This is a genomic window from Fodinibius roseus, assembly GCF_900129315.1.
Classification (GTDB): Bacteria; Bacteroidota; Rhodothermia; order Balneolales; family Balneolaceae; genus Fodinibius; species Fodinibius roseus.
In genome coordinates this window covers 151,309-175,567 of sequence record NZ_FQUS01000010.1, presented here as the reverse complement: position 1 = coordinate 175,567, position 24,259 = coordinate 151,309, and the positions used below count along the sequence as shown (strand labels likewise).

Here is a 24,259-nt window from a genome sequence, read left to right as displayed (position 1 = left end):
TGAATGTTTTTATGAACTAAAATTTAGAATGAACCGAAAAATAACAGAATCCCATTAAAAACGCACTGAATCAGGGGGTTTTGCAAAGCCTTCTAAAAGGAGATTTATTATGACCAAGAAATCTATCCTCAACTCTCTTCTTCTGGCCACCGGTTCATTTATCGGCGGGGTTACACTCGGGGTTCTGCTGACTCCCAACAGCGGACGAAAGAGCCGGGCCTGGATATCCGAGCACGCTGAGGAACTCACCAACTGGATTGAACGTCAGCGTATAAGTGCCGGGCGAAAAGGCCGGTTAAAACTACTTCATATCCGGAAAAACGTACACGATGGATTGAAACAAAACATCCCGGACCTGTATGAAGCTACCGAGCGTATCAATTTAAGTGAACAGGAACTGCTCAATGAACAGTAGCCAATATTCATATCACGAAAAATTACTCCAATGGGTTTGGGAAACCACTCAATTTAACAGACAATATTTGCGTACGGTTTCCGGACTGAAAGTACGGATTCATCACCCGGGCAGCCTCAATAAGACGGACGGTCCCGATTTCAGGAGTGCTGAAATTACCATTGGCAGCCTGCGCTGGTATGGTGATGTGGAAATACACCGGAAGCTGTCTGACTGGCAATCGCATGCCCATATGCGGGATCCGCGCTACAATAATGTCATCCTACACGTGGTGTTTGAAGAAACCTCCAAGACGGTCCGGCGCCATGACCAGTCGGCTGTTCCCACACTCTGGCTGGGGCCATACCTCTCCAAGCCGCTGGAATCGTTTCTCATTCAGTATCTTAAACATCCACAGCTTCCTTGTGCCAAATATCTTTCATTTATCTCAGAAGAGGCTTTTCTCAAACAGCTTGAAAAAACACATAAAGAATACTTTGAACAAAAGGTTGATGATCTGCTAACCTTTTATGACCCGTCTCTTCCTCCCTCCCGCGCCTGGCTAAAAATGTTGAACATCGCTTTTTTCGACGGATTGGGAATTTCTCACAACCGTAAGCCGATGCGCGAACTCGGCAGGCGGCTCTTTGATCGAATCGAAACCTATTCCTCAGCCGATAATTTGCGAAATCATGCCCTTGCGGTGTCGGGCATTTTAGCCGATGACCGTCCCTCCGCTCGTTTTCAATGGAACCACAAGGGATGCCGGCCAAACAATCATCCCGAACACCGCATTCAGCAGGCCGCGCTGGGGTTATGGCATCTCTATCACCTACCTTTCGAACAATGGATGCAGGAAGAACCAGCAAAACTATGGGACCATCTTGTACAATCAATCGATATTACCCCATCTCTCGGCCAGGAGCGGGCTGCTATTCTTTTCGGTGTTGTGTTTTTGCCGGCTCTTTATGCACTTGGCAGCTTGTTCCAGTCCGGGAAGTTAAAAAATAAAAGCTGGAATTTATGGCAAACACACCGTGTTCCGCTGCCGAAATCCCTGCTTAAGACACTGCACAAGACAGCAATCGACCCGGGCCGCTACTCCAAAAAACTGGGAACCATCCATCAGCTGCGCAACTACTGTAAGGCGGGCCAATGCCAAAAATGTTTTGTCTTTAATTATGCGATTTCTCCTTGATTTAAAACAGGTAAATCCCTATTATCTGAATCTGTTAAAAAAGGGGCCTGATTGCCCGGTCGTCTAATGGCAGGACAGCGGTTTTTGGTACCGTCAGTGGGGGTTCGAATCCTCCCCGGGCAACATATCGATTTCACAAATATAAAGGATGACTGTAAAGCCATCCTTTTCTTTTATAAACTGAACTTCTGAATTCCGCTCCGTTGGATACACCCTTAGCTATATTTGCCGGACGCAGTAACTTAGCTTTATCGCGGGCTATTGCAGAACAGTACGGTACTTCACTGGGGGAGGTTACAATCAAACCTTTTTCAGACGGCGAACTCTATGTAAAGTATGAACAGAGCATACGTGGGGAGGATATTTTTGTGGTGCAATCCACCCCCCCGCCGGGCAACAACATTATAGAACTTCTGCTGCTATTGGATGCCGCCAAACGGGCATCAGCCAAGCGGGTAACGGCGGTCATTCCCTATTTCGGTTATGCACGGCAGGATCGTAAAGATCAGCCGCGCGTCTCTATTGCATCCAAAATGATGGCAAACTTGCTGACGGAAGCGGGGGCCGACCGAATCCTGACCATGGATTTGCATGCGGCCCAGATTCAGGGTTTTTTTGATATTCCGGTTGACCATTTATATGCCAGCCGGTTGTTTATTGATCATTTTAGCGAACACCCGATTGAAAACCTTGTGGTGGTAGCTCCGGATGTGGGCAGCCTGAAAATGGCCCGCTCTTATGCAAAACGCCTCGGAGCGCGACTGGCATTTATCGACAAGCGGCGTCCCAAGCAGAATGTGGCTGAAGTTATGAATATTGTCGGTGAGGTAGAAGGTAAAAACGTACTGATTGTCGACGACCTTATCGACACAGCGGGTACGCTTACCAACGCTGCCTCTGCACTAAGAGAACGCGGAACGCTAAATATCATTGCAACCTGTACGCACCCCATTTTATCGGGACCGGCGTATCAGCGAATTGAAGATTCACCTATTGATCAGCTTTTGGTAACGGATACCGTACCGCTGCGCAAGCCTTCGAATAAAATCAAGGTACTTAGCGTTGCCGGTATTTTTGCGGAAGCCATTCAGCGTATCCATACCAACGATACAATAAGTGCACTTTTTGACGATTAACTGGTAACCACAAAAACACGAAAGCACTCATTCATTATCATTCGCAAATAGCGGGTATTTATTGAATTGAATAATGATTAACCATTTCTGAAAGACAGTATATGTATACAGTGAAGTCACATTTGGTGATTTTGTGCTTAGTGGTAAAAACTAACTTAAAAGAATTATGACTACTCCTGAAGTTGTTACATTAGAAGGAAAAGTAAGAGAAACCGGTCGCAAGGCCGCCGAGGCTCTGCGTGATGCCATGCGGGTGCCCGGCGTACTGTACGGACCGAAGGTGGACGAAAACGTTCATTTTTCTATTGACGAACTTGAACTCGAAAAAATACTGTCGGTTAGTAAACGTCAGATTATTGAAATAGATGTTGACGGCGAAACCTACAAGACACTTCTCAAGGAAGTTGAGTTTCATCCGCTTACGGATCGCCCGGTGCATGTGGACTTTTATGTATTAGCTGATGATTATAAAGTGACGATCAGCGTACCGATTCATCTCGAAGGAACGCCCGAAGGGGTAACCGAAGGCGGCGGACGCATCTTCCAGCCGTTGCATATATTACGCATTCGGGTAACACCTGATCTTATCCCGGGCGTATACAGCGTGGATGTAAGTGACCTGAAAATCGGGGATTCGCTGCATGTGAGTGATCTCGAGCTTGAAGGCATTACCCCGCTGGATGATCTCAGCCGAACGATCGTCACTATTCGTCCTCCAAAGTCCGAAGAACTGCTTACCTCTTCCCTTATCACCGAAGAGCCGGCCGAAGAAGAACTCGAAGAAGGCGAAGAACCTATCGAAGGCGAACTCGAAGAAGGCGAAGAAGCGGCCGAAGGAGAGGAGCCCGAAGAAGGTGCGGAAGACGAAACCGAACAGTAATTTTGACCAAACCAGCGTGATTGCGTTATGCCTGTTATCATAGGTCTGGGAAATCCCGGGCGCAAGTATGCTGGTACGCGTCATAATATTGGATTCAGATTCATTGACACGCTGGCTGAGACAATGTCAGTGCGAATGGGGCCCGGAAAGGGCCCTTTTCATGTTGGCAAAGGGCGCCATGCAGGGCATAATGTCTACCTGGCAAAGCCTACCACCTATATGAATAACAGTGGAGATGCCGTCCAACAGTTACTTAACTGGTATAAAGAAGACGCCGCGAACTGCCTGGTATGTTACGATGATCTCGATTTAGAAATAGGTACTATTCGACTGCGTCCCGGGGGCAGCGCGGGGGGACATAACGGGATAAAGGATATCATTCAAAAATTGGGAACAGATGCTTTCCCCCGCCTGCGCATCGGTATTGGAAATGATTTTCCCAGGGGCCAGCAAGTACAGTATGTCCTCTCCCCTTTTTCCGAAGAAGAACAAGACATTATGATTTCTACCGTAGATAAAGCGATCGATGCCAGTTATACCTTTGTCAGGGATGGGATCGATGAAGCGATGAATAACTTTAACTAATCCGACAACTAACCAAATAAGATATGGATACATTACTAACCTACTTAATCCCGCTCAGCGGTATCATAGCGCTGCTTTATACCTTCTTTAAATCATCCTGGGTTTCAAAACAAGAAGTGGGAACCAAAAAAATGGCGACCATCAGTTCCCATATTTCCAAAGGTGCGATGGCTTTTCTCAAAGCGGAATACAAGGTCCTTGCGGTCTTTGTGGCTGTGGTAGCGGTCATCCTCGGTTGGAGCGCTGACCCTCAGCTTTCAAGCTGGATGGTTGCCATTTCATTTATTTTGGGTGCTATCTGTTCAGGGCTGGCCGGATTCATAGGCATGAAGGTGGCCACCAAAGCAAATGTGCGAACAACCAATGCCGCACGCCGCAGCCTGGGAGAAGGTCTGAACATCGCTTTTGCCGGGGGCTCTGTTATGGGTCTCGGAGTTGTAGGTTTGGGTGTGTTGGGACTCGGAGTTCTCTTCCTCTTTTTCGGAAATCAATTTGGTGTCGGAACAGCCGAGAGTGTTAAAAGAGTACTGGCGGTTGTAACCGGATTTTCTTTTGGCGCATCATCAATTGCCCTTTTTGCTCGTGTCGGGGGTGGAATTTATACGAAAGCAGCTGATGTAGGCGCTGATCTCGTGGGAAAGGTGGAAGCGGGAATCCCCGAAGATCATCCGCTGAATCCTGCTACTATCGCCGATAACGTGGGCGATAACGTGGGCGATGTTGCAGGCATGGGGGCTGACCTTTTTGAATCGTATGTCGGATCTATTATCGGAGCGATGGTACTCGGTGCGGCCTTCATCGGGCTTACCGGTTTTGGGGAAACCAACGCTTTCGGTGGATTAAACGCCGTATTGTTACCGCTTGTACTGGCCGGTGTGGGTATTCTCACTTCCATCCTGGGCACGTTCTTTGTACGTGTAAAAGAGGGCGGAAATCCACAGTCTGCGCTGAACATCGGTGAATTTACTTCTGCCGCCGTAATGCTGGTAGCTTCCTACCTCCTCATCCACTGGATGCTGCCCGAAACCTGGGTATTCAATGACATTACGTACACGCCGAACGGGGTATTTTTTGCTACTATTTTTGGATTGGCAGCGGGACTGCTGATCGGGTTGATCACCGAACATTATACCGGCACGGGTACCAATCCCGTTAAATCCATTGTAGAGCAGTCCGTCACCGGTTCTGCAACAAATATTATTGCCGGGCTGGGCGTGGGTATGATTTCGACAGCCATTCCGATTATTATCATTGCTACGGCTATCATCGGGGCCTTCCATTTTGCCGGGCTGTACGGTATTGCTATTGCCGCAGTAGGTATGCTTTCCAATACCGGAATTCAGCTGGCGGTGGATGCATACGGACCGATATCAGACAATGCCGGCGGTATTGCTGAAATGTCTGAACTTCCTGATGAAGTTCGGGAACGAACCGACAAACTCGATGCGGTTGGTAACACGACAGCTGCTATCGGTAAAGGCTTTGCTATCGGGTCTGCAGCCCTGACCGCACTTGCCCTTTTTGCCGCCTTTATCACCTCGTATGAGGCGGTCAATCCCGGGACGAATATATCTATCAGTGTGACGGATCCTTATGTTATGGCCGCACTATTTATCGGGGCTATGCTTCCTTTTCTTTTTTCTGCACTGTCTATGAAAGCAGTGGGACGCGCAGCCATGTCGATGATTGAAGAAGTTCGCCGCCAGTTTAAAGATATTCCCGAACTCCGTGCCGGACTTGATGCGATGGCTCGCAACGAAGGCCAAAAGCTCGAAAAATGGTCGGAAGAAGACCGCGACATTTTTGAAAAGGCGGAGGGCAAAGCCGAATATGAAAAATGTGTTGCTATTTCCACAACGGCCTCTCTGCGCGAGATGGTTGCTCCCGGGGTGCTTGCAGTTATCGTTCCGGTCGCATTCGGCTTCCTCGGCGGTCCCGAGATGCTTGGAGGTCTGCTTGCCGGCGTGACGGCTTCAGGCGTGCTGATGGCTCTCTTTCAATCCAACGCCGGCGGCGCGTGGGACAATGCCAAGAAGATGATTGAAGAAGGTTATGAAGTGAGCGGTGAAACGCTCGGCAAAGGCTCCGATGCCCACAAAGCGGCTGTAGTCGGCGATACCGTCGGCGACCCGTTTAAAGATACTTCCGGTCCTTCGCTGAATATTTTGTTGAAGCTTATGTCCGTTGTAGCCCTCGTAATTGCTACCATGATTTAAAGACTAACATTCATTTTTTATTTAAAACCCGTATTCCGGCTCATCCGGGATACGGGTTTTTATTTTTAAAGCCTTATTTTCCTGCTTTCTTCCTATTACGTATCTTTGATTCTACGCACTACCAATCACGCAATATTTTTATGGATATTTTCAAGCTTTTTTTCGATCACGACCTGCGTCTCGATAAGCTGGCCAAACGAAACGCCAATAAAACCCCGGAAGAAGTCGAGGCCACGCTGGCTGATTTTATGAACCCCACGCCCACGTACTCCAAGTTCTATCTCACGGGTACGCGGCTGGAAGAAGAACAGTTCGGGCTGGATACCCTCGCTAAGGGAGACGCTGTCATCCAGCAGATAAGTAAGGCTTTCTCCCATGATGATATTACGACCGCTGAAGACACCTATGATTCCCTGTCCAGCGCATTAGCTGCTACCGGCGTTGGAGAGGCATTGATAATCGGCGGCGAAGCAGAATCCGTTAACTTTGGCACGCTTCGAATTGACGAGGAGTCCAATGTGGGACATAAAAAGGAAGCCCTGAGCAAGGTTCTCAAAACCGGAAACTACGTTCTATATAAAGAACAGGCTCATCACGGTTTCGATCTGCACCTGTTCTCCACAGAAAATATTTACCCTTCCCTTTTTGAAGTTTTCCAACCCCTGGTCGACAGCCATTTTCGATTCTTCAGCATCAACAGCAAGCGAATGCGATCAGAACGGCATTTTTATTTTGAAACCTGGACCCTGGACCGCCCCCCGCACGGGGCCGAAGAAGTGTTTGCTGATACCGTGCTATAAGGTACCGATATAAGACTCTTTATTTCTTCTCCACATGTCAAGGATACGTAGTAATTATCGGTTATCGGTTATCGGTTATCGGTTATCGGTTATCGGTGTTTGACAATTTCTAAGCTTCGTGTCAAGGATTAATTTAGGTATCGGTTATTCGGTACCGGTTACCAGATTGGCAGACAGTTACTTGACACTTCCTTCTTTCAAGTGAGAAATAATCAATAACCGATCGCTGCTTTCCGGATCAAAGTCACTCCCCTGATAATCCCCGTAGGTATGGTCAATCGTTAAATTCCGTTTTCCCATCTCACGTTCAAACCATGAGCGCGTATAGAGCTTGACCCGTTCTGCATAGTTTTTGGAGCCATCAATCCTGTCTCCCGAAAATTCTATCTCCTTGAACACCGCATTATCCTTTATATACCGCCTGATCGTATAATGAATACCATGGAAAGAACCCTCTTCAGACGATCGTATAGCAGTGCGGACACGGGTAGCATTTAGATAATCCAACACGAAAATGCCTCCCGGAACCAGCATTTGCCTGACGCTGTCAAATACACTGGCATTCTCGGTATCAGATTTAAAATATCCAAACGTCGTAAAGAGATTAACAACGGCATCGAAGGTTTCCGGCAGCGGGTCACGCATATCCCGAACCTTGAACCGGATGTTATCAATCCCCTCTGCCCTCGCTTTCTCACGAGCCGTAGCAATGGCCTGTTTGGAAAGATCAATACCCGTTACCTGGTATCCTTTTTTAGACAGGTTGATCGAATGACGTCCCCGCCCGCATCCCAGATCCAATATCTTCGAACATTGTTGCAGAGACAGCGTCTCTTCGAGCAGTTCGATCAGCTGTGCTGCCTCCTCTTCATCCCGGTTTGCGTATAATTTTTCATATAAGGGACTGTCAAACCACTCTTCAAACCAATCCATGAACCTCTTTCTACGTGATTATGTTAAAAGTATTTCACCCGAAAGAATAAAAGTTCAGGCTCTTTTGCAAATAATGCTTTCTGTCACCGGACTGGTTTTTAGCATTTGGAACTTAACAGTGTTAAGTTACGTAAGAATATTTTACACGAGAAGTAATAATTTTTAAGGATCTGCATTCTCCTTACACCATGAAAACCTCAATCTCAATAATGATCTCATGCGAAAATTAATAGCTACCATTGGCCTTGTATTCGTATGTTCGGCTTCCGCCTATTCCAGCGGTTTCTCGATCTATGAAGCCAGCGTTCGCGCCAACGGAATGCTGGGAGCTTTCTCAGCCTACGCCGATCATATATCTACAATCTATTATAATCCCGCCGGGCTCAGTGGCCTGGATGGTATACGTGTAAGTGCAGGTGGAACCATCATAGCCCCCCGGACAACCTTCAGAGGACCTTTTGCGAGTTCCAGTGCGTACCCAGGCAGCGACAAAAGGTATGAAATGGACGAGCAAAACTTCTTTGTACCCAATTTCTATGCCTCCTATGAAATTGAGGATGGCCTTACGGCCGGTATCGGGGTCTACGCTCCCTTTGGATTGGGTACCAGGTGGGATGCCAACTGGGTGGGGCGTACCGAGGCTATCGAAACCTCTATTGAAACAATATTTGTCCAGCCAACCATCGGATACCAGCTGCCGGACTTTGGCATAGGCGACGTAAAAATCGGGGCCGGCCTGGTCATTGCCGCCTATGGAAACGTAAAGCTTTCTCGTGCCGTCGAAGATTTTGCGGTCGAAGATGATATTTTTTCGTTAGACGGGGAACTCGACAAGCCGGGTATCGGCTATAATGTGGGACTTCTGTATGAACCGACAGACATGGTGCGGCTCGGCTTTACCTATCGCAGCAAGGTGGAAACAGAATTCAGCGGAGATGCTGACTTCGGGGATCTTCCTACTGCCCTGTTTCCTTCCGGTGCCGGTGGGGGCACCACGCTTGAGCTCCCGGCCAACTGGGTGGCGGCCGTAAATGTGCAAGCGACCGAAAATCTCAGTCTCGAAGCCGATTATGTATGGTGGGGCTGGTCCAGTTACGACGAACTGGTTATTGAATTTGATGAAACAATACCCGCCTTCGGGTCAGACCGGCTTGCAAATGAGCGCGGGTACGACAATTCCTGGCAAATACGGGTGGGAGGCGAATATACCGACGCCTGGACCCAGGGACTCTCCCTTCGCGCCGGCATCGCCTTTGACCGATCGCCTCTGCCTACCGAACATATGGACCCTACGTTGCCCGATGCCGACCGGTGGCTGTTCTCGGGGGGCGTCAGCTATGAACTCACCGATTACCTGGCCGTGGATGCTTCCTACATCTTCATCAGGTCTGAGGAACGCATCAACCGCGAATCGGTCAACGGCTTTCACGGGGTCTACAATACACATGCCAACCTGCCTTCTCTTGGTGTAACCATGAAATTTTAAGTATAAAGGAGTCCTATTATGAAATTTCGCAAACTATTGGCACATTTCATCCTGACGCTCCTCATAGCGTCGGTTTCACTTTATTCCTGCAAGGATTTCAATGATGTCAGTTTTGAATCTGACAGCGGTGAGGCTGACTTTTCAACGGTGGCAGCTGTCGGCAACAGCCTGACGGCGGGGTTTCAAAGCAGCGCGCTGTTTGAAACGGCCCAGCGCTACTCCTATCCTTCATTGGTAGCGGGACAAATGGAATCGGTTCAGGAATTTGAGCAGCCGCTTATCAGCAACCCGGGGATCGGGGGACGTTTGGAACTTGACGGATCCATCCCTCCCGCGGACCCGGCCAATTCCCCCACGCCAACAGAAGAAGAGGGACAGCCTCTTAATGCTGACCTCGACCGGCCCTATAACAACCTGGGCATTCCCAATGCTATCCTGGCCGATTTCCTGGGACAGGACCTCCCGGGCGCTCCCTATTCCGACCGGCGGCAAAGCAACCCGTTCTTTGATATTGTATTGAGAGACCTGGGCAATACCCAGGCAGAGCAACTGCAGGTCCTGGAGCCTACCTTCGTAATGTTTTGGCTGGGCAATAACGATATCCTGGGATATGTGACCAGTGGCGGCACGCGGCCCTACCTGCCCCCCCAGGAGTTTCAAAGTCTCTACCAGGCTGCTATACAGGCGATTGTCCAGACGGAAGCGGATGCCGTGCTCTACAATATTCCCGATGTGACAAGCATCCCCTACGTCTTTTTTCTCAGGGCCCAGCTGGAGCAGCAGGGAGCTATCACTTATGATGAAACCACCCGAATGTACCAGCTGGCGACCGCGGAAGGCAATTTTCCCATTTATATAGAAACAGCGAGCGGGCCGCGGGTCATGCGCCAGAACGATTTCCTGCTGCTCTCGGCTGCCGGTTATTTTGCTCGGATCCAGGCAGGGGAAGCTCCGCCTCCCGTCACCCCGGGCGACGCCATACCTGACAGCCTTGTATTGGACGGTCCCGTTACCTCGCCCCCGACCGGCGAATCCGAGCTGGCCCGGGCCAACGGGGTTGTCCAGGAATATAATAATGCGATTGCATCAGCCGCATCCGATCACGGTTATGCCCTGGTGGATATCCACGCGGCATACGGACAAATTATTGAAGACGGAGGGGTATCCATCGGGGAAGAAACGATGCGTCCGGTCCCCGGAGAACTCTTTAGCTTTGACGGGGTACATCCCAGCAACCAGGGGCACGGGATTATAGCAAACCTCACGATCGAGGCCATTAACAACGCCTACGACGCCGGCCTCACGGATATAGATCTCAGCTCCATTCCCCGGGGCATCCCCACAGGCAACTGAGGGTTGACTATTTGTTTTGGAAACAGAGACCAAGCGGGAACGCATGTTACACCACAATAGGCCCCTAAAAGGAGCCGTACCGTCACGGCTCTTTTTTATCGTTAACCATTTCGAATCCCCTCCGGCAGTTTGTATCTTCTGCTGAACTTTAATTGCTATATGTTATGACCTTCAAAGACAAATTAGCAGAAGCAGTGCAGGAGGCTGAATCCACCCTTTGCGTGGGGCTTGATCCCAACCTGGACTTATTGCCCGCGGGCCTCCGGAATAAGGATATAGCTGACCCTGCAAAGGTCAGCCGTTTTTTAAAAAAAGTGATCGATGTCACCCGGGAATATTGCGCGGCCTACAAACCCAACTTGGGTTTTTTCGAGGCCCTCGGTCCGGACGGCTGGGACACTTTCCAGGAAATTGTGGATTATCTCCCTCCAGATAAAATAATTATTGCCGATGCCAAACGGGGGGATATCAGCTCTACAGCCGAACATTATGCCAGGGCCTTTTTTGAGCATTTTGATGTGGATGCCATTACGCTTAACCCGCTGATGGGATTTGAAACCCTGGATCCCTTCCTGGAAGAACCCGGTAAAGGGGTCTATACCCTGACCCTGACCTCCAATCCCGGGGCGGAGGATATACTGCTCAAAAAACTGCCGGACGGCGACACGGTCTCCGCTTACATTGCCCAACGGCTCAGACAGAGACAGGATAAAAGCCCCACGACCCTCGGTATGGTGGTCGGAGCCACCAAGGCTCCTGACCTACAACCGGTCATCATGCATTTCCCGGCGGCTCCGCTGCTTATTCCGGGGGTGGGCAAACAGGGCGGATCTGTTGTTGAATTGGCTGAAGCCCTGGCCAATCACCGGGGAATCCCCCTCATCAACTCCAGCCGGAGCATTATATATGCGGGCAGCGAATCTCAACAATGGCCAAAAGAAGTGGCCCGGTCGGCAAAAAACCTAAAGCAGCAATTATCCCCAATTACGAAAAAATATGTCTGATACCGATAAAAAAACGGTTATTGTCTTCACCGATGGTGCCTGCAGCGGGAACCCCGGTCCGGGCGGATGGGGAGCGCTGCTCCAGTGGAATGGCCAGGAAAAAGAGATCACCGGCGGAGCCCCCGACACAACCAACAACCGGATGGAAATGCGGGCCGTCATCGAAGCATTAAACGCCCTGAATCAGCCGTGCCACGTCAAGATTCACAGCGACAGCGCCCTCATCGTTAATGCTTTTAAACAGGGATGGGTAGACGGCTGGCTAAAGCGCGGCTGGAAGAAAACAAATAAAAAGCCGGTAGAAAATCGCGACCTGTGGGAAGAGATGCTCACCGCCATGCAGCCCCATGATGTGGAGTGGATCAAGGTAAAGGGTCATTCCGATAATGAGCGCAACAATCGTGTTGACCGGCTGGCGGTGGAAGCCTCCAGAAAATTCCAGCAGTCGTAAAAGTAGTCGAAAGCCGAAGATAGAAAACTATCTTCTACTTTTGACTATCTACTTTCTGCTAAATTAGCGTAGGGTTTTAGATTCATATCGGAGTACATTCCTCGCTGCCCCATCATATAACCGGTAACCGCAATCATGGCGGCATTATCCGTACAGTAGGCCAGGCGGGGGATGTGCAGTTGGCAATTTTTCTCACCAGCCATTTGCCGGGCCCTGGCGCGCAGCATGGAATTGGCGGAAACACCCCCTGCCAGCACCACAGTGTGCACGCCGGTATGTTCGATAGCATTCTCCAGCTTTTTTACGAGTACTTCCGTTATGGCCCGCGAAACGCTGGCACAGACATCGCTGAGATGTTCGGCCAAAAATGATTCCCGGTCTTCCCGGTCCTCCAGGTAGTACATTACCGAGGTTTTGAGTCCCGAAAAGCTAAACTCAAACCTATTATCCAGCATCGCCTGCGGAAAGTCATGGAATTGCGGGTCCCCCCCCTTTGCGTGCTTGTCGATCTCCGGTCCGGCGGGATAGGGAAGGCCTAAAATCTTCCCGATCTTATCAAAAGCTTCCCCGGCGGCATCATCGCGGGTTTCTCCCAGCAGGATATGATCAAACGGACCCAAAACATGCACCAGCTGCGTATGTCCTCCGGAAACCGTCAGCGAAACAAACGGGTATTCGGGCTCATCATCGATAAAGTTGGCATAGATATGCGCGTCCATATGATTGACGCCAATAAGCGAAAAGCCGCGGGACAGACATAATCCCTTGGCAAAACAAAGTCCCACCAGCAGCGACCCCATTAAACCTGGTCCCTGCGTCACAGCAACCGCATCGATCCGATCAAGCGAAATCCCGGCCTCTTCAAGCGACTGCTGTACCGTCGCCCAGATCGTCTTGTGATGCGCCCGCGACGCCAGCTCGGGCACAACCCCTCCGTACTGCTCGTGGACAGCCTGAGAGGCGATAACATTGGATCTCAGTCCATTCCCGGTATAGACCGCCGCAGCCGTTTCATCGCATGAGGATTCAATACCTAAGATATTCATAAGCTGTGCCGTCTTGCGCAGTCCGTATTCTGTTTATCCGGGATTAGAGGATCGTGTCAAGAGCCAGACGATTTGAGTTAGATTTTGGTCTTTTGAGGCGAATAGAGCCCAATATAACGATAAATAGTGCGGAATATGGCCAAATTCGACGGACTCGCAACAGATGTTGTTTAGTCCAGGAGACCCTGTAAATCGAAATATAAAATACGCACCAAGCAATAAAAAAACTTACGATTACGCGACGCTCAGCATCCTTTCGATCGGCAGATGCGCCCGCTCTGCCAGCTCATCAGGTACTTTAACCTCAAACTGGTCGTACTTAAGTGCCTCATACAGCTTCTCGAGGGTGATCATCTTCATATATTCGCAGACAGCATTTTCATTCGCCGGGTAAAATTTCTTTCCCGGATTTTCCTTCTTCATCCGGTGCAGAATGCCGGTTTCGGTAGCCACCACAAACTCTTCAGCCTTCGACTCACTGGCACGATTCAACATGCCGCTGGTGGAGTGAATATGCCCGTCTTCACAATCAAAATACATCGCTGATTTCATCATGCACGAGGTGGAGCAGCCACACTCGGGATGGATCAGCACTTCGGCATCAGGATATTCCTTCTGTTTTTCACCCAGGTTTAGCTCCCCGATTTTTTCATGCACGTGACAGGCCCCATCCCAGATATTCAGCTCGCGGCCCGTAACCATCTCTACATAGGAACCAAGAAATTTATCGGGCAGAAACAGGATCTCATTCTCCTCAGGTATCGATTCCACAATATCGACCGCGTTTGAGGAGGTACAGCAGTAATCACATTCCGCTTTAACGGCGGCCGTCGTATTGATATAAGTGACTACCACCGCATCGGGATGATCAGCTTTCCACTCCCGGAGCTGCTCCGCGGTAATACTGTCCGCCAGCGAGCAACCCGCATCCAGGTCCGGGATAAGTACTTTTTTATCGGGCGATATGATGGACGCCGTCTCGGCCATGAAATGCACCCCGCAAAAGACAATCACCTCGGCCTCGGTCTCGGCGGCCTGATGCGAGAGCCCCAGCGAGTCGCCGATATAGTCTGCAATATCCTGTACCTCCGGCACCTGGTAGTTATGAGCCAGGATGACGGCATTTCGTTCCGTTTTCAGTTGTTTTATTTCTGCTACTAACTCTTGGGTATTCATAAAATTATCTCACCGTTTGAGATTTTGTTTATTTAAGTTGTTGTAAATTTTGGCTGATATCAAATGCATCCACCGAATGGGTAAGTGCCCCTACTGAAATATAGTCAACGCCTGTCTCCGCGATTTCACGTACCCTTTCAAGGGTGATGTTGCCTGAGGCCTCCGTCTTTGCCTGATCTTTGATCAGTTCCACGGCTTTCCGCATTGCAGCAGCACTCATGTTATCGAGCATAATGATATCCGCACGGGCAGAAAGGGCCTCTTCAACCTGCCGGATCGTCGTTGTTTCCACTTCGATTTTCAATTCGGGATGACGGTTGCGCACCTTTTGTACGGCCTGTTCAATAGTGCCGGCCGCAATGATATGATTATCCTTAATCATAGCCATATCGTATAACCCCAACCGATGATTCTGTCCCCCGCCCGCCTTGACGGCATATTTGTCCAGCAAGCGCAAGCCGGGCACCGTCTTCCGGGTATCTAAAATTTGCGCATCAAATTCTTTTACGGCTTCTACAAACTGACGGGTTTTGGTTGCGATGCCCGACATCCGCTGGACCATATTCAGGGCGATGCGTTCGGCCGTCAGAAGAGCACGAACCCGCCCGCGCATGGCGAGAATGTCACTGTCGGGGGATACCTCTTCCCCTTCTTCGACTCTCGGGCTCCATTGGATATCAGGATCCAACCTTATAAACACCTGTCTGGCGATGGTAACTCCTGCAATAGTTCCCTGGCCCCTGGCCGTCCAGGTAGCCTCGGCCTGCGCCTGTTCATCAATAATAGCCTCGGTTGTGACATCACCTCTTCCGATATCTTCCTCAAATGCCTGGTCAATCAGGCGGTTGATAACCTCCTCGGGAATTATTTCAGTTAGTGCTGTATTCATATTATAGAGCTTCCGAATGCTCAACAGATTTTAGAAAAGCGATATGTTCAGACGCCGAAGAACATTCCGGAAAATCAGTCCGTATATGGACTCCCCGGCTCTCTTCCCTTTGCAAAGCGGACAGTACGACCAGCCCGGCCAGCTGTACCAGGCCGCGCGAACGTATGGCAAAATATTCGCTCTGCTCATCCGACAGCTGCTTTCTCAGCGCCCGACATCGCTCGGCAGCCTGCTCCAATCCTTTTCTGCTGCGCTGAATACCCGCATGGCGGCTTAATACTTCCGAAATTTCCTGTTGCAGGGCCGTGAATGCTTCACTTCCCTCTTCACGGATCCTGAAATCAGTGGAAAAACTTTCTGGCGGCTTTTTCTCTATGGATGAGGCATGTTGAACCGCACGTTTGCTGAAAACCAGGCATTCCAGCAGCGAATTGCTGGCCAGTCGGTTGGCCCCGTGCACGCCCGTCGCCGCAACCTCACCACAGGCGTATAGTCCTTTGATATTCGTCCGGGCATCCAGATCGGTCGCCAGTCCCCCGATGCAATAATGGGCAGCGGGTGCCACCGGAATACCTTCATTTTTGATATCAATTCCCTGCTCCTTAACCTTACCGAGCAGGGTTGGAAAATGGGCATCCAGCTTTTCCGTATCCAGGTGACGCACATCCAGAAACACATAATCATTTTCCTGTTTTTGGATTTGACGAAATATCTCCCGGGACACCACATCGCGGGGAGCCAGCTCCTGCTGATCATATGCATTCATAAACCGCTCCCCTTTTTCATTATACAGCTGAGCTCCTTCGCCGCGTACAGCTTCACTGATCAAAAAGGTGGACCCGTCACTGGCGTAGAAAGCCGTGGGATGAAACTGCACGAACTCCAGGTCCTGCAGCTTTGCGCCGATATCATATCCAAGCCACAAGCCGTCACCGGTCGAGGTATGGGGGTTGGTGCTCCGCTGAAAAAGCCCTGAATAACCACCGGTAGCTAACAATGTTACCGGACTTTCTATCTGTAGCAGTTCCTGTTCCCTGTAAAGATACGCTGCCGCCCCCTGGCAACGCCCCTCTTTTTCATTCCTGAACAATTCATAAACAAACGCCTGTTCCGTTACCGTAATGCGTTCTTCCGCTTTTACCAATTTCGTCAAAAATTCAATAAGCGCTTTACCGGTTGCCGCCCCGTTGGCATGCAAGACCCGCCGGTTGGAGTGTCCGCCTTCCAGACCGAGATCCAGCTTCCCGTTCGTTTCATCGAATCGCATCCCCAGGTCGATGTATCGCTTTACTTCCCGGGCGCCCTCGCGAACCAACAGGTCCACGGCTTCCCTGTCACACAACCCGCGACCCGCCTGGAGCGTATCTTCCCTATGGCTTTCAAAGGTATCATCGCCTTTCAAGACGGCGGCAATCCCCCCCTGGGCCCAATAACTGCTGCTGTCTTCAAGCCCGGACTTCGTTACCAGACTGACACGGCCATACCTGCTGGCATGCAAAGCAGCATTAAGGCCGGCTGCACCGCTGCCGACGACGAGAAAATCCGTACTTATGGTTGTGCTGTTCACGTAATACAGGTTTCTAAAATTTCACCCTAAATATAAGGTATATTCGGTAAGCTACCCAAGATAATAAAAAAGCCCTCCATCAACCGATGAAGGGCTTTACTATCTACCTATCTCTGTTATTGATGTCCATGCAAAATCAGATGGATGCTATTTATTCCTTCTCATCGTCATCGACGACTTCAAAGTCAGCATCTACTGCATCATCCTCTTCCTCATCTGGCGCTTCCGCATCACTTGCCCCGTTAGAAGCTCCTGCGGCTGCTCCCGCTCCGGGACCGCCCGGGCCGCCCGGCTGAGCTTGCTCCTGGGCTGCCGACTGATAGATCTCCTGCGAGGCTGCTGACCATGCGGTATTCAGCTCTTCCATGGCTTCATCGAGCTCATCAACCTTCTCCTGGTCGTGCAGCTCTTTAACTTTTTCAAGGGCAGCTTCAATTTTCTCTTTATTCTCATCCGAGATCTTATCCTCGTGCTCATCCAGCTGTTTGCGTGTAGAGAAGACCAGGCTGTCGGCCTTATTGAGCTTCTCGGCCCGCTCGCGGATGCGTTCATCCTCTTCCGCATGCTCTTCGGCAGCTTTCTTCATTTTTTCGATCTCTTCTTCAGACAGTCCGGAAGAAGATTCGATGCGGATGCTCTGTTCTTTGCCGGTACCCTTGTCTTTCGCACTTACATTGAGCACGCCGTCGGCATCAATATCGAACGTCACTTCGATTTGCGGGACGCCGCGGGGCGCCGGCGGAATGCCATCCAGGTGGAAGCGACCCAGCGTTCGGTTGTCCTGTGCCTTGGCCCGTTCCCCCTGCAGGATATGAATCTCCACGCTCGTCTGGTTATCCGCAGCCGTAGAGAAGGTCTCTTTCTTGCTGGTCGGGATGGTGGTATTCGCCTCGATCAGTTGTGTTGACACGCCGCCCAGGGTTTCAATTCCCAGCGACAGCGGGGTAACGTCAAGCAGGACCACATCATCGACATCGCCAGACATGACCCCGCCCTGGATGGCAGCGCCTACAGCAACCACTTCATCAGGATTCACACCCTTGCTGGGATCTTTGCCAAAGAAATCTTTAACAACTTCCTGGATCTTCGGAATGCGCGTGGAACCACCCACCAGAATCACCTGGTCGATTTCGTTCTTGCTCAATCCGGCATCATCCAGTGCTTTCTTGCACGGTCCCACCGTCTTTTGCACAAGATCATCAATCAGCTTCTCAAACTGCGAGCGGCTGACATCTATATTCAGATGCTTGGGGCCCGAATCCGTAGCCGTGATAAACGGCAGATTGACATTCGTTTTCTGTGAACTGGAAAGTTCTATTTTAGCTTTTTCAGCCGCATCCTTGAGTCGCTGCATAGCCATCGGGTCTTCCCGCAGATCAATTCCCTCATCTTTCTTGAACTCCTTGGCCAGGTGATCAATCAGACGCGAATCGAAGTCATCGCCCCCCAAATGGGTGTCACCACTGGTGGACTTAACCTCGAATACGCCGTCGCCCAGCTCCAGGATGGAGACGTCAAACGTCCCCCCGCCCAGGTCATAGACAACGATCGTCTGATCCTCATCTTTCTTGTCCAGTCCATACGCCAGCGAAGCTGCGGTCGGCTCATTAATAATTCGCTTTACATTCAGTCCGGCAATATCTCCGGCTTCCTGCGTGGCTTTACGCTGTGCATCATTAAAATAAGCAGGCACCGTAATAACAGCATCCGTCACTTCTTCGCCCAGATACTCTTCCGCGGTCTGCTTCATTTTCTGAAGCACCATCGCAGAAATCTCCTGGGGTGCGTATTTGCGGTCTTCAATCTGCACACGGGCGGTATTGTCATCTCCTTTGACAATCTTGTAGGAAGCCTGTTTGGCCTCTTCCTCCACTTCGTCATAAAAGCGGCCCATAAAACGCTTGATTGAAGAAATTGTCTTATCAGGATTCGTTATGGCCTGTCGCTTAGCGGGTGCGCCCACGAGGCGCTCGCCATCCTTTGAAAAAGCGACAACCGAAGGAGTTGTTCGTCCGCCTTCTGAATTTTGAATAACAGTGGGCTCATTCCCCTCCATAACGGCAACGCAGGAGTTCGTTGTGCCCAGGTCAATTCCTATGATCTTTCCCATAATAGTCGTTTATGATTATTTGTTAGTTGATTAATTCTTTTAAAAATTTTCGCCGCCGTCCCGAACACTCTCGGGCCGGCTTGACAGTAAATACATTTCCATCATTATTTTATCGGAATGGATGTCGCGTCAACCGGGACATCCGTTTTCGGCATCGCAACAGAGAGAACGCCCTCCTTAAACCGGGCCTCCGTCTCGGCAGTGTTCACATTTTCCGGAAGCGCAAATGAGCGTGAAAATACGCCCGTCGAACGCTCCTGCCGGCGGTATGTTTCATCTTCGGCCAGTTTTCCGGCTCGTTCTCCTTTTACGGTTAATACATGTTCCTTAAGAGCGATATTAATTTCATTTTTTGACAAACCGGGCAAATCCAGCTTAATGACAAAGCTTTCGTCACTTTCAATGATATCACAAGAGGGTGTAAAATCATGCCCTTTATCTTCGAGCGGCACAATGCGCTCTACGAAATCCTGTATATCCTTGCCCAGTCTTGTTAACTGCTTTTCAATATCGATCGTAAATTCACTCATGGAGCTAACCATTTGTTGATGTTCGCTCTTATAAAAGCAATCACAATGCCAACCTATAAAGAAAGGAATGTTTTATGACGTATTGGCATTATTGCGTCCACAATCGACAGGTTTTGTCAAATTTGCGGATTAAAGAATCAATTCGTCAGCAATGACAGGTCCTCCCAAAAGCCGGGATAGGAGATGGCGGTACAATGACCGTTCAAGACAGTAGAGGAGTCGGGTCCCATCAATGCAAGCACGGCCGCCGCCATTGCAATACGATGGTCATGGAAGCTACTGAATGCAGCCGGATCAGGCCGGAAGTCGGGGTCTCCCTTAATGGTAAAGCCATCTTTGTATTCTTCGAAGTCAGCTCCCGCCGATTCCAGCATTTCGGCCAGCGCATTCAGCCGGTCGGTTTCTTTATGGCGAAGCTCTTCTGCTCCCGAAACACGTGACACTCCATCGGCGAAAAGCATGGCAATGGCCAGAATGGGAATTTCATCAATACAGTTGGGGACCACCTCCCCGGTTATCTTCACCGGTTTCAATGGCGAGCTTTTTACTCGTATGTCGGCTACCGGCTCCGCTCCCTCGTGATCATTGTTCGTAATTTCCATATCAGCCCCCATCTGCTGCAGGATCCCAAGAGCGCCCGTTCGGGTGGGATTGAGTCCCACCCCCGGCAGGCTGATTTCCGCTTCAGGATGAATAGCCCCCGCTACCAGCCAAAAGGCGGCTGCCGAAAAATCGTTGGGTACCCGGTAGGATTGTCCCGGCACCACATCTTTACGGCTGGACCGGATTATTCGTTTTTTTTCTTTTTCCTCAATGGCAAGATTCAGCAACCGTTCGGTATGATCTCTGCTGGGCAGTGTTTCGATCACCTCAGTCGGACCGTCACCGAAAAGTCCGGCCAGCAACACACATGATTTCAGCTGTGCGCTGGGAATAGGAAGGGGGAAATGCAGGGGCTTGAGCTCAGCATCCCGGCGGAAGTTCAACGGGGCAAAATCATCTTCCCGGGCTTCAATATGTGCGCCCATCGCCCGGAGCGGCTCAATAATACGCTTCATAGTGCGGACCGACAACGACTCGTCTCCCGTCAGGCGGGCGGAAACCCCTGAGCCGGCGATGATGCCGCTCAACAGCCGCATGGTCGTCCCTGAGTTCCCACAATCCAGGTCACCGGAAGGTGTTTGCAGCCCGTCGCGCCCCACCCCGTGCACAATAAGCGTATGGTTTCCCGGCTCCTCAATCTCCACGCCCAGCTCGCGCATACAGTCCAGCGTGCTGTGAGGATCGGCGGCTTCCGAAAAATTGGTTATTGTTGACCTGCCTTGATGCAGAGCAGCGAACATCGCCGCCCGGTGTGAAATCGACTTGTCAGCCGGCAGTTGAAGGATGCCGTGCAGCGACGCAGCCGGTTGTACGGTATAATCCATTAATTCGTCTGTTCCAATAGGCGTTGTGCTTCCTGTGCTTCCGGCGTATCCGGATAATCGCTAACAAGGGTATTCAAGGCGGACCGCGCTTCGCCGGGCTGTTCCATCCGGAGAAAACTCCTGGCTCTCCCGAGCAGGGACTTAGCAATCCAGCTGTCGAATGCTCCGTATAAAACGCTTACCCTGGAGTAGTGCTGAACGGCTTCTTCATAATTTCCGTTTTCATGACTCGCTACCCCCAGCAGGTACTGCGCTTCAGCCCCCACTTCGGTCGTATTGGCCTCGGCCACCAGATTCAGCAGATCCTTGGCATCCTGGTAAGCCCCGTTATTGAGCGCCACTTTTGCAAGTCCTACATTAGCCGCGGCGTAATCGCCATCAATCTGCAGGGCCGAACGGTAATGCTCCTCGGCCGCAGAGGTGTTGCCCATCGCAATCTGCGCGTCCCCCATTCCGATATAAGCCTCCAGTCGATACCGGTTGCCCCCCTGGTCCAACAGCTGCTCGAAATAACTGTGTGACTGTTGATAATTACCCCGCCCATAGGCAATACGTCCCAGTGCCGCGAGAGCAGGCCCTGCCCGCTCCGAATCGGGGTATTCCTCTACAATCGTCTGGTAGGTGCTTACAGCCTGATCAAGCTGATCCGTTTGCTCGTAGGCATCGGCCAGATTGAAGTGGGCATCAGGCAGAAGGTCCTGGTTATTCGTGATCCGTATATATTGCTGAAACTCCTCAATCGCCCCTTCGTAGTCACCGGATTGCATAAGTTTGTCGCCCTTTCGAAAGCGAAGGCGGTCGGCCATCGACGTCTGCGGGTTTTCCTCCAGGAAATCTTCCAGGACCGAAGAGCTGGCATCCGTATTTCCGGCTGAAAGCTGGGCATACTCAATACCATTCGCCGCCTCGATGATATAGTCGCTCTCCGGGTACTTTTCCATTACTTCTTTATACGCTTCGATGGCTTTATCATAGTCACCGGCGTTATAATAGGTATCCCCGATATTGTACTGTGCCCGCGCCGCCCAGCTGGTACCGGGATATTTATTGATAACGGTCTGAAATTCTTCCACGGCCTGCGAGTAGTTGCCGGTATTCAGATAGATATAAGCAATGTTATATTGCGCCTGCTCGCTAAGCCGGCTGTCCGGGTACGTTCGCAAAAACCGCCGGAGCGTCGTAACGGCATCATAGGTCCGCTCGCTTCGATAATGACTGTTTCCGATCTGGAACAGGGCGTAATCCCCTCCCGGCTCTGCCCCCACTACCTGCTTGTAGGTGGCAATGGCCTCACTGTAATTCCCGAGCGCATAGTAAGCATCTCCAATACGCAGCCGGGTATCCGTGTCATACGGATAGAGAGCTGTCTCGGGAGCTTCGTATTCCTGCAGGAACGTCCTGAAAGGACCGATCGCCTGTTCAAAATTACCCATCTTAAAGTAGCTCCATCCCAGCGAGTAGCTGGCGGGACCAACCAGCTCGTGGCCAGGATATTGCTGGATAAACTGGCTGAACTGGTTGGCAGCCGGACCGAATTCCTCCATATTATAATAGGCGTCAGCGCTCCAGAAAAGGGCTTCCTGTCCGACATCCTCATCGGGCACTTCCTGATGCAGCGACTGAAAAATAGCCTGGGCCTCTTCATACGCCTGGTTGCTGTACTGTACCCATGCTTTCTGGAATCGAGCCTGACGTTTGACCGCCGGGTCCACATCGGTTACATCCTCGGCGGCTTCAAACGCCTGGATAGAACGGGTAAACTCTTCATTGGCAAAATAGGCTTCTCCCAGAAGCGTGTATACTTTCCCGCCCCATTCCAACTCCTCTTCATTGCGAACAAGCGGCAACAGTACTTCGATGGCCTCCGAATAACGTCCCATCTCATACGCGGTGATAGCCCACTCATAATACGTCTTTTCCACCCACGGTCCCTCGCTAAACCGATCGCCGAAGCTCCGGAAAGTTTCCATGGCCTCTCGGTATCTTGACCCCAATTTTTCGTTCACCGCTTTGTAATACAGGGCTTTTCGGGCGAGCTCATCCGATCCTTCCGAAGCTTTTTCGAACTCATCCGATGCCCAGTGGTAAATTTCCTGCTTGTGGTAGAGCCATCCCAGTCCATAGTGGGCTGATCGCTCCTCATCCGTGCCTTTCGTGCGGTTGATATACTGAAGATACGTTTTAGAAGCCTCGTCATAGTTTTGTAAATAATTATGACTCTCGGCAATGAGTAATACCGCCTTCGTGGTCATCTCTTCATCCAGATAGGGCATGGCATCTTCAAACGCCCCTATGGCTTCTTCGTAGCGTCCCTGCTGGTAGTACGATTCTCCGAGAGCCATGCCTATTCTGCGTGTAATATCGGCATTCGGGTATTGCTCCTTCAGCAGTTCAAAAGCCTCGGTGGAAGCATCATAGTTGTTTTCCGACAGGAATAATCTCCCGCGTGTATAGAGCGCTTTGGGGGCCCACTCCGAATCCGGGTACTCTTCCCCCACGGTCAGAAAATAGCGCCTCGCCTGTTCCGTATCTCCCCCGGCAATGGCTGCTTCAGCCATCCAGTAGTAAACTTCAGCTGCTTTCTTGCGGGGTAATCCCAAATCCAGCGACCGCTGGTAGCTATTGATGGCTTTGCTGTACTGTCCCTGCTGTTCAGCCTGTTCAGCCAGATCAAACAGCAGTGTAGAAGAAAAATCGGTGTGCGGGTGGTCTGCTATAAATCGCTCGTAGTAAGATTGTTTATTCGTGGAATCTATCTTTGCCCGGGCCCGCACCAAATAAAACCGGGCGGACAATGCCAGCTCATGATCCTCCCTGCGGTTGACAAACCGCTCCAGTTCACCGGCCGCCTCTTCATATAGTCCCCGGTCAAAGAGCTGAATTCCTTGTTGATAATATTCGGAAGAGGGTTCCTGAACTTCCTGAGCGTGAGGCTGAACGGTATAGCCCATTACAAATATCAAAAATAAAGCGCAAAATTTGAATCGTTTTACCATGAGATACGGAAACCGTTTACTGTTTCAGTTGCGAAGAAATATAGCAATATATTATCTGGTATACATCGAACTTCTCATAATA

At 50.6% G+C, this 24,259-nt stretch carries 20 protein-coding genes and 1 tRNA gene; 12 read left to right on the top strand and 9 right to left on the bottom strand.

The genetic code is table 11. The annotated features are described in order from the left end of the window. Positions 1-109: 109 nt before the first annotated feature. The 8 genes from BUB16_RS11115 (at position 110) to BUB16_RS11080 (ending at position 7,209) form a co-directional block, all read left to right on the top strand. On the top strand, positions 110-415 hold the full coding sequence (locus BUB16_RS11115) for a YtxH domain-containing protein (RefSeq protein ID WP_073063854.1): 306 nt from the start codon (positions 110-112) through the stop codon (positions 413-415). After that, positions 405-1,592 (top strand): DUF2851 family protein, encoded by a 1,188-nt coding sequence (locus BUB16_RS11110; RefSeq protein ID WP_073063851.1) that lies wholly within the window; start codon positions 405-407, stop codon positions 1,590-1,592. Before BUB16_RS11115 ends, BUB16_RS11110 begins: the two co-directional genes overlap by 11 nt. Before the next feature lie 52 nt (positions 1,593-1,644). Next, positions 1,645-1,715 (top strand) — tRNA-Gln (locus BUB16_RS11105). 80 nt (positions 1,716-1,795) lie between these two features. Further along, complete coding sequence (locus BUB16_RS11100) at positions 1,796-2,728, top strand: ribose-phosphate diphosphokinase (RefSeq protein WP_073063848.1); 933 nt, start codon at positions 1,796-1,798, stop codon at positions 2,726-2,728. A gap of 166 nt (positions 2,729-2,894) precedes the next feature. Continuing rightward, entirely contained in the window at positions 2,895-3,608 is a 714-nt protein-coding gene (locus tag BUB16_RS11095; protein ID WP_073063844.1) for a 50S ribosomal protein L25, read from the top strand. Between the two features lie 27 nt (positions 3,609-3,635). Continuing rightward, entirely contained in the window at positions 3,636-4,193 is a 558-nt protein-coding gene (gene pth, locus BUB16_RS11090; RefSeq protein ID WP_073063841.1) for an aminoacyl-tRNA hydrolase, read from the top strand. Positions 4,194-4,216: 23 nt separating this feature from the next. After that, positions 4,217-6,409, top strand: a complete 2,193-nt coding sequence (locus BUB16_RS11085) for a sodium-translocating pyrophosphatase (protein ID WP_073063838.1) — start codon at positions 4,217-4,219, stop codon at positions 6,407-6,409. 140 nt (positions 6,410-6,549) lie between these two features. Further along, positions 6,550-7,209: a hypothetical protein gene (locus BUB16_RS11080; protein ID WP_073063834.1), complete on the top strand. Its 660-nt coding sequence runs from the start codon at positions 6,550-6,552 to the stop codon at positions 7,207-7,209. A 177-nt stretch (positions 7,210-7,386) separates the two neighbouring features. On the opposite strand, the gene BUB16_RS11075 is transcribed toward BUB16_RS11080, so the two are convergent. Next, complete coding sequence (locus tag BUB16_RS11075) at positions 7,387-8,142, bottom strand: SAM-dependent methyltransferase (RefSeq protein WP_073063831.1); 756 nt, start codon at positions 8,140-8,142, stop codon at positions 7,387-7,389. Positions 8,143-8,359: 217 nt separating this feature from the next. Here BUB16_RS11075 and BUB16_RS11070 point away from each other — a divergent pair, with 217 nt between their 5' ends. The 4 genes from BUB16_RS11070 to rnhA all read left to right on the top strand — a co-directional run bounded on the left by BUB16_RS11070 (position 8,360) and on the right by rnhA (position 12,436). Then, positions 8,360-9,628, top strand: a complete 1,269-nt coding sequence (locus BUB16_RS11070; protein WP_073063829.1) for an OmpP1/FadL family transporter — start codon at positions 8,360-8,362, stop codon at positions 9,626-9,628. A gap of 18 nt (positions 9,629-9,646) precedes the next feature. Beyond that, positions 9,647-10,981, top strand: a complete 1,335-nt coding sequence (locus tag BUB16_RS11065; RefSeq protein WP_073063827.1) for an SGNH/GDSL hydrolase family protein — start codon at positions 9,647-9,649, stop codon at positions 10,979-10,981. A gap of 164 nt (positions 10,982-11,145) precedes the next feature. Beyond that, the gene (gene pyrF, locus BUB16_RS11060; RefSeq protein ID WP_073063825.1) at positions 11,146-11,985 is read left to right on the top strand and encodes an orotidine-5'-phosphate decarboxylase; all 840 of its coding nucleotides are present in this window, start codon (positions 11,146-11,148) and stop codon (positions 11,983-11,985) included. Next, positions 11,978-12,436, top strand: a complete 459-nt coding sequence (gene rnhA / locus BUB16_RS11055; protein WP_073063823.1) for a ribonuclease HI — start codon at positions 11,978-11,980, stop codon at positions 12,434-12,436. The genes pyrF and rnhA overlap by 8 nt, the downstream gene beginning before the upstream one ends. A gap of 44 nt (positions 12,437-12,480) precedes the next feature. Here the strand turns inward: rnhA and tsaD are convergent, their stop codons facing one another. The 8 genes from tsaD to BUB16_RS11015 all read right to left on the bottom strand — a co-directional run bounded on the left by tsaD (position 12,481) and on the right by BUB16_RS11015 (position 24,177). Continuing rightward, positions 12,481-13,482, bottom strand: coding sequence for a tRNA (adenosine(37)-N6)-threonylcarbamoyltransferase complex transferase subunit TsaD (tsaD, locus tag BUB16_RS11050; protein ID WP_073063820.1), 1,002 nt, complete (start codon positions 13,480-13,482; stop codon positions 12,481-12,483). A gap of 234 nt (positions 13,483-13,716) precedes the next feature. After that, the gene (gene nadA, locus BUB16_RS11045) at positions 13,717-14,658 is read right to left on the bottom strand and encodes a quinolinate synthase NadA (RefSeq protein ID WP_073063816.1); all 942 of its coding nucleotides are present in this window, start codon (positions 14,656-14,658) and stop codon (positions 13,717-13,719) included. 28 nt (positions 14,659-14,686) lie between these two features. Next, entirely contained in the window at positions 14,687-15,547 is an 861-nt protein-coding gene (gene nadC / locus BUB16_RS11040) for a carboxylating nicotinate-nucleotide diphosphorylase (protein ID WP_073063813.1), read from the bottom strand. A 1-nt stretch (position 15,548) separates the two neighbouring features. Then, positions 15,549-17,114 (bottom strand): L-aspartate oxidase, encoded by a 1,566-nt coding sequence (nadB, locus tag BUB16_RS11035; protein WP_170864369.1) that lies wholly within the window; start codon positions 17,112-17,114, stop codon positions 15,549-15,551. A gap of 151 nt (positions 17,115-17,265) precedes the next feature. Next, positions 17,266-19,224, bottom strand: coding sequence for a molecular chaperone DnaK (gene dnaK / locus BUB16_RS11030; RefSeq protein ID WP_073063806.1), 1,959 nt, complete (start codon positions 19,222-19,224; stop codon positions 17,266-17,268). Positions 19,225-19,328: 104 nt separating this feature from the next. Next, the gene (locus BUB16_RS11025) at positions 19,329-19,754 is read right to left on the bottom strand and encodes an Hsp20/alpha crystallin family protein (RefSeq protein ID WP_073063803.1); all 426 of its coding nucleotides are present in this window, start codon (positions 19,752-19,754) and stop codon (positions 19,329-19,331) included. Positions 19,755-19,891: 137 nt separating this feature from the next. After that, on the bottom strand, positions 19,892-21,181 hold the full coding sequence (aroA, locus tag BUB16_RS11020; RefSeq protein ID WP_073063800.1) for a 3-phosphoshikimate 1-carboxyvinyltransferase: 1,290 nt from the start codon (positions 21,179-21,181) through the stop codon (positions 19,892-19,894). Next, positions 21,181-24,177 (bottom strand): tetratricopeptide repeat protein, encoded by a 2,997-nt coding sequence (locus BUB16_RS11015; RefSeq protein WP_244545684.1) that lies wholly within the window; start codon positions 24,175-24,177, stop codon positions 21,181-21,183. Before BUB16_RS11015 ends, aroA begins: the two co-directional genes overlap by 1 nt. Positions 24,178-24,259: the final 82 nt, after the last annotated feature.

What these genes read in the sequence shown, in the direction of transcription:
- dnaK (WP_073063806.1), bottom strand. Translation starts at nt 19,224, where the DNA reads ATGGGAAAGATCATAGGAATTGACCTGGGCACAACGAACTCCTGCGTT.
- BUB16_RS11115 (WP_073063854.1), top strand. Translation starts at nt 110, where the DNA reads ATGACCAAGAAATCTATCCTCAACTCTCTTCTTCTGGCCACCGGTTCA.
- pth (WP_073063841.1), top strand. Translation starts at nt 3,636, where the DNA reads ATGCCTGTTATCATAGGTCTGGGAAATCCCGGGCGCAAGTATGCTGGT.
- BUB16_RS11080 (WP_073063834.1), top strand. Translation starts at nt 6,550, where the DNA reads ATGGATATTTTCAAGCTTTTTTTCGATCACGACCTGCGTCTCGATAAG.
- BUB16_RS11015 (WP_244545684.1), bottom strand. Translation starts at nt 24,177, where the DNA reads ATGGTAAAACGATTCAAATTTTGCGCTTTATTTTTGATATTTGTAATG.
- BUB16_RS11070 (WP_073063829.1), top strand. Translation starts at nt 8,360, where the DNA reads ATGCGAAAATTAATAGCTACCATTGGCCTTGTATTCGTATGTTCGGCT.
- BUB16_RS11110 (WP_073063851.1), top strand. Translation starts at nt 405, where the DNA reads ATGAACAGTAGCCAATATTCATATCACGAAAAATTACTCCAATGGGTT.
- tsaD (WP_073063820.1), bottom strand. Translation starts at nt 13,482, where the DNA reads ATGAATATCTTAGGTATTGAATCCTCATGCGATGAAACGGCTGCGGCG.
- BUB16_RS11095 (WP_073063844.1), top strand. Translation starts at nt 2,895, where the DNA reads ATGACTACTCCTGAAGTTGTTACATTAGAAGGAAAAGTAAGAGAAACC.
- BUB16_RS11085 (WP_073063838.1), top strand. Translation starts at nt 4,217, where the DNA reads ATGGATACATTACTAACCTACTTAATCCCGCTCAGCGGTATCATAGCG.
- nadC (WP_073063813.1), bottom strand. Translation starts at nt 15,547, where the DNA reads ATGAATACAGCACTAACTGAAATAATTCCCGAGGAGGTTATCAACCGC.
- nadA (WP_073063816.1), bottom strand. Translation starts at nt 14,658, where the DNA reads ATGAATACCCAAGAGTTAGTAGCAGAAATAAAACAACTGAAAACGGAA.
- pyrF (WP_073063825.1), top strand. Translation starts at nt 11,146, where the DNA reads ATGACCTTCAAAGACAAATTAGCAGAAGCAGTGCAGGAGGCTGAATCC.
- BUB16_RS11065 (WP_073063827.1), top strand. Translation starts at nt 9,647, where the DNA reads ATGAAATTTCGCAAACTATTGGCACATTTCATCCTGACGCTCCTCATA.
- aroA (WP_073063800.1), bottom strand. Translation starts at nt 21,181, where the DNA reads ATGGATTATACCGTACAACCGGCTGCGTCGCTGCACGGCATCCTTCAA.
- BUB16_RS11025 (WP_073063803.1), bottom strand. Translation starts at nt 19,754, where the DNA reads ATGAGTGAATTTACGATCGATATTGAAAAGCAGTTAACAAGACTGGGC.
- BUB16_RS11075 (WP_073063831.1), bottom strand. Translation starts at nt 8,142, where the DNA reads ATGGATTGGTTTGAAGAGTGGTTTGACAGTCCCTTATATGAAAAATTA.
- rnhA (WP_073063823.1), top strand. Translation starts at nt 11,978, where the DNA reads ATGTCTGATACCGATAAAAAAACGGTTATTGTCTTCACCGATGGTGCC.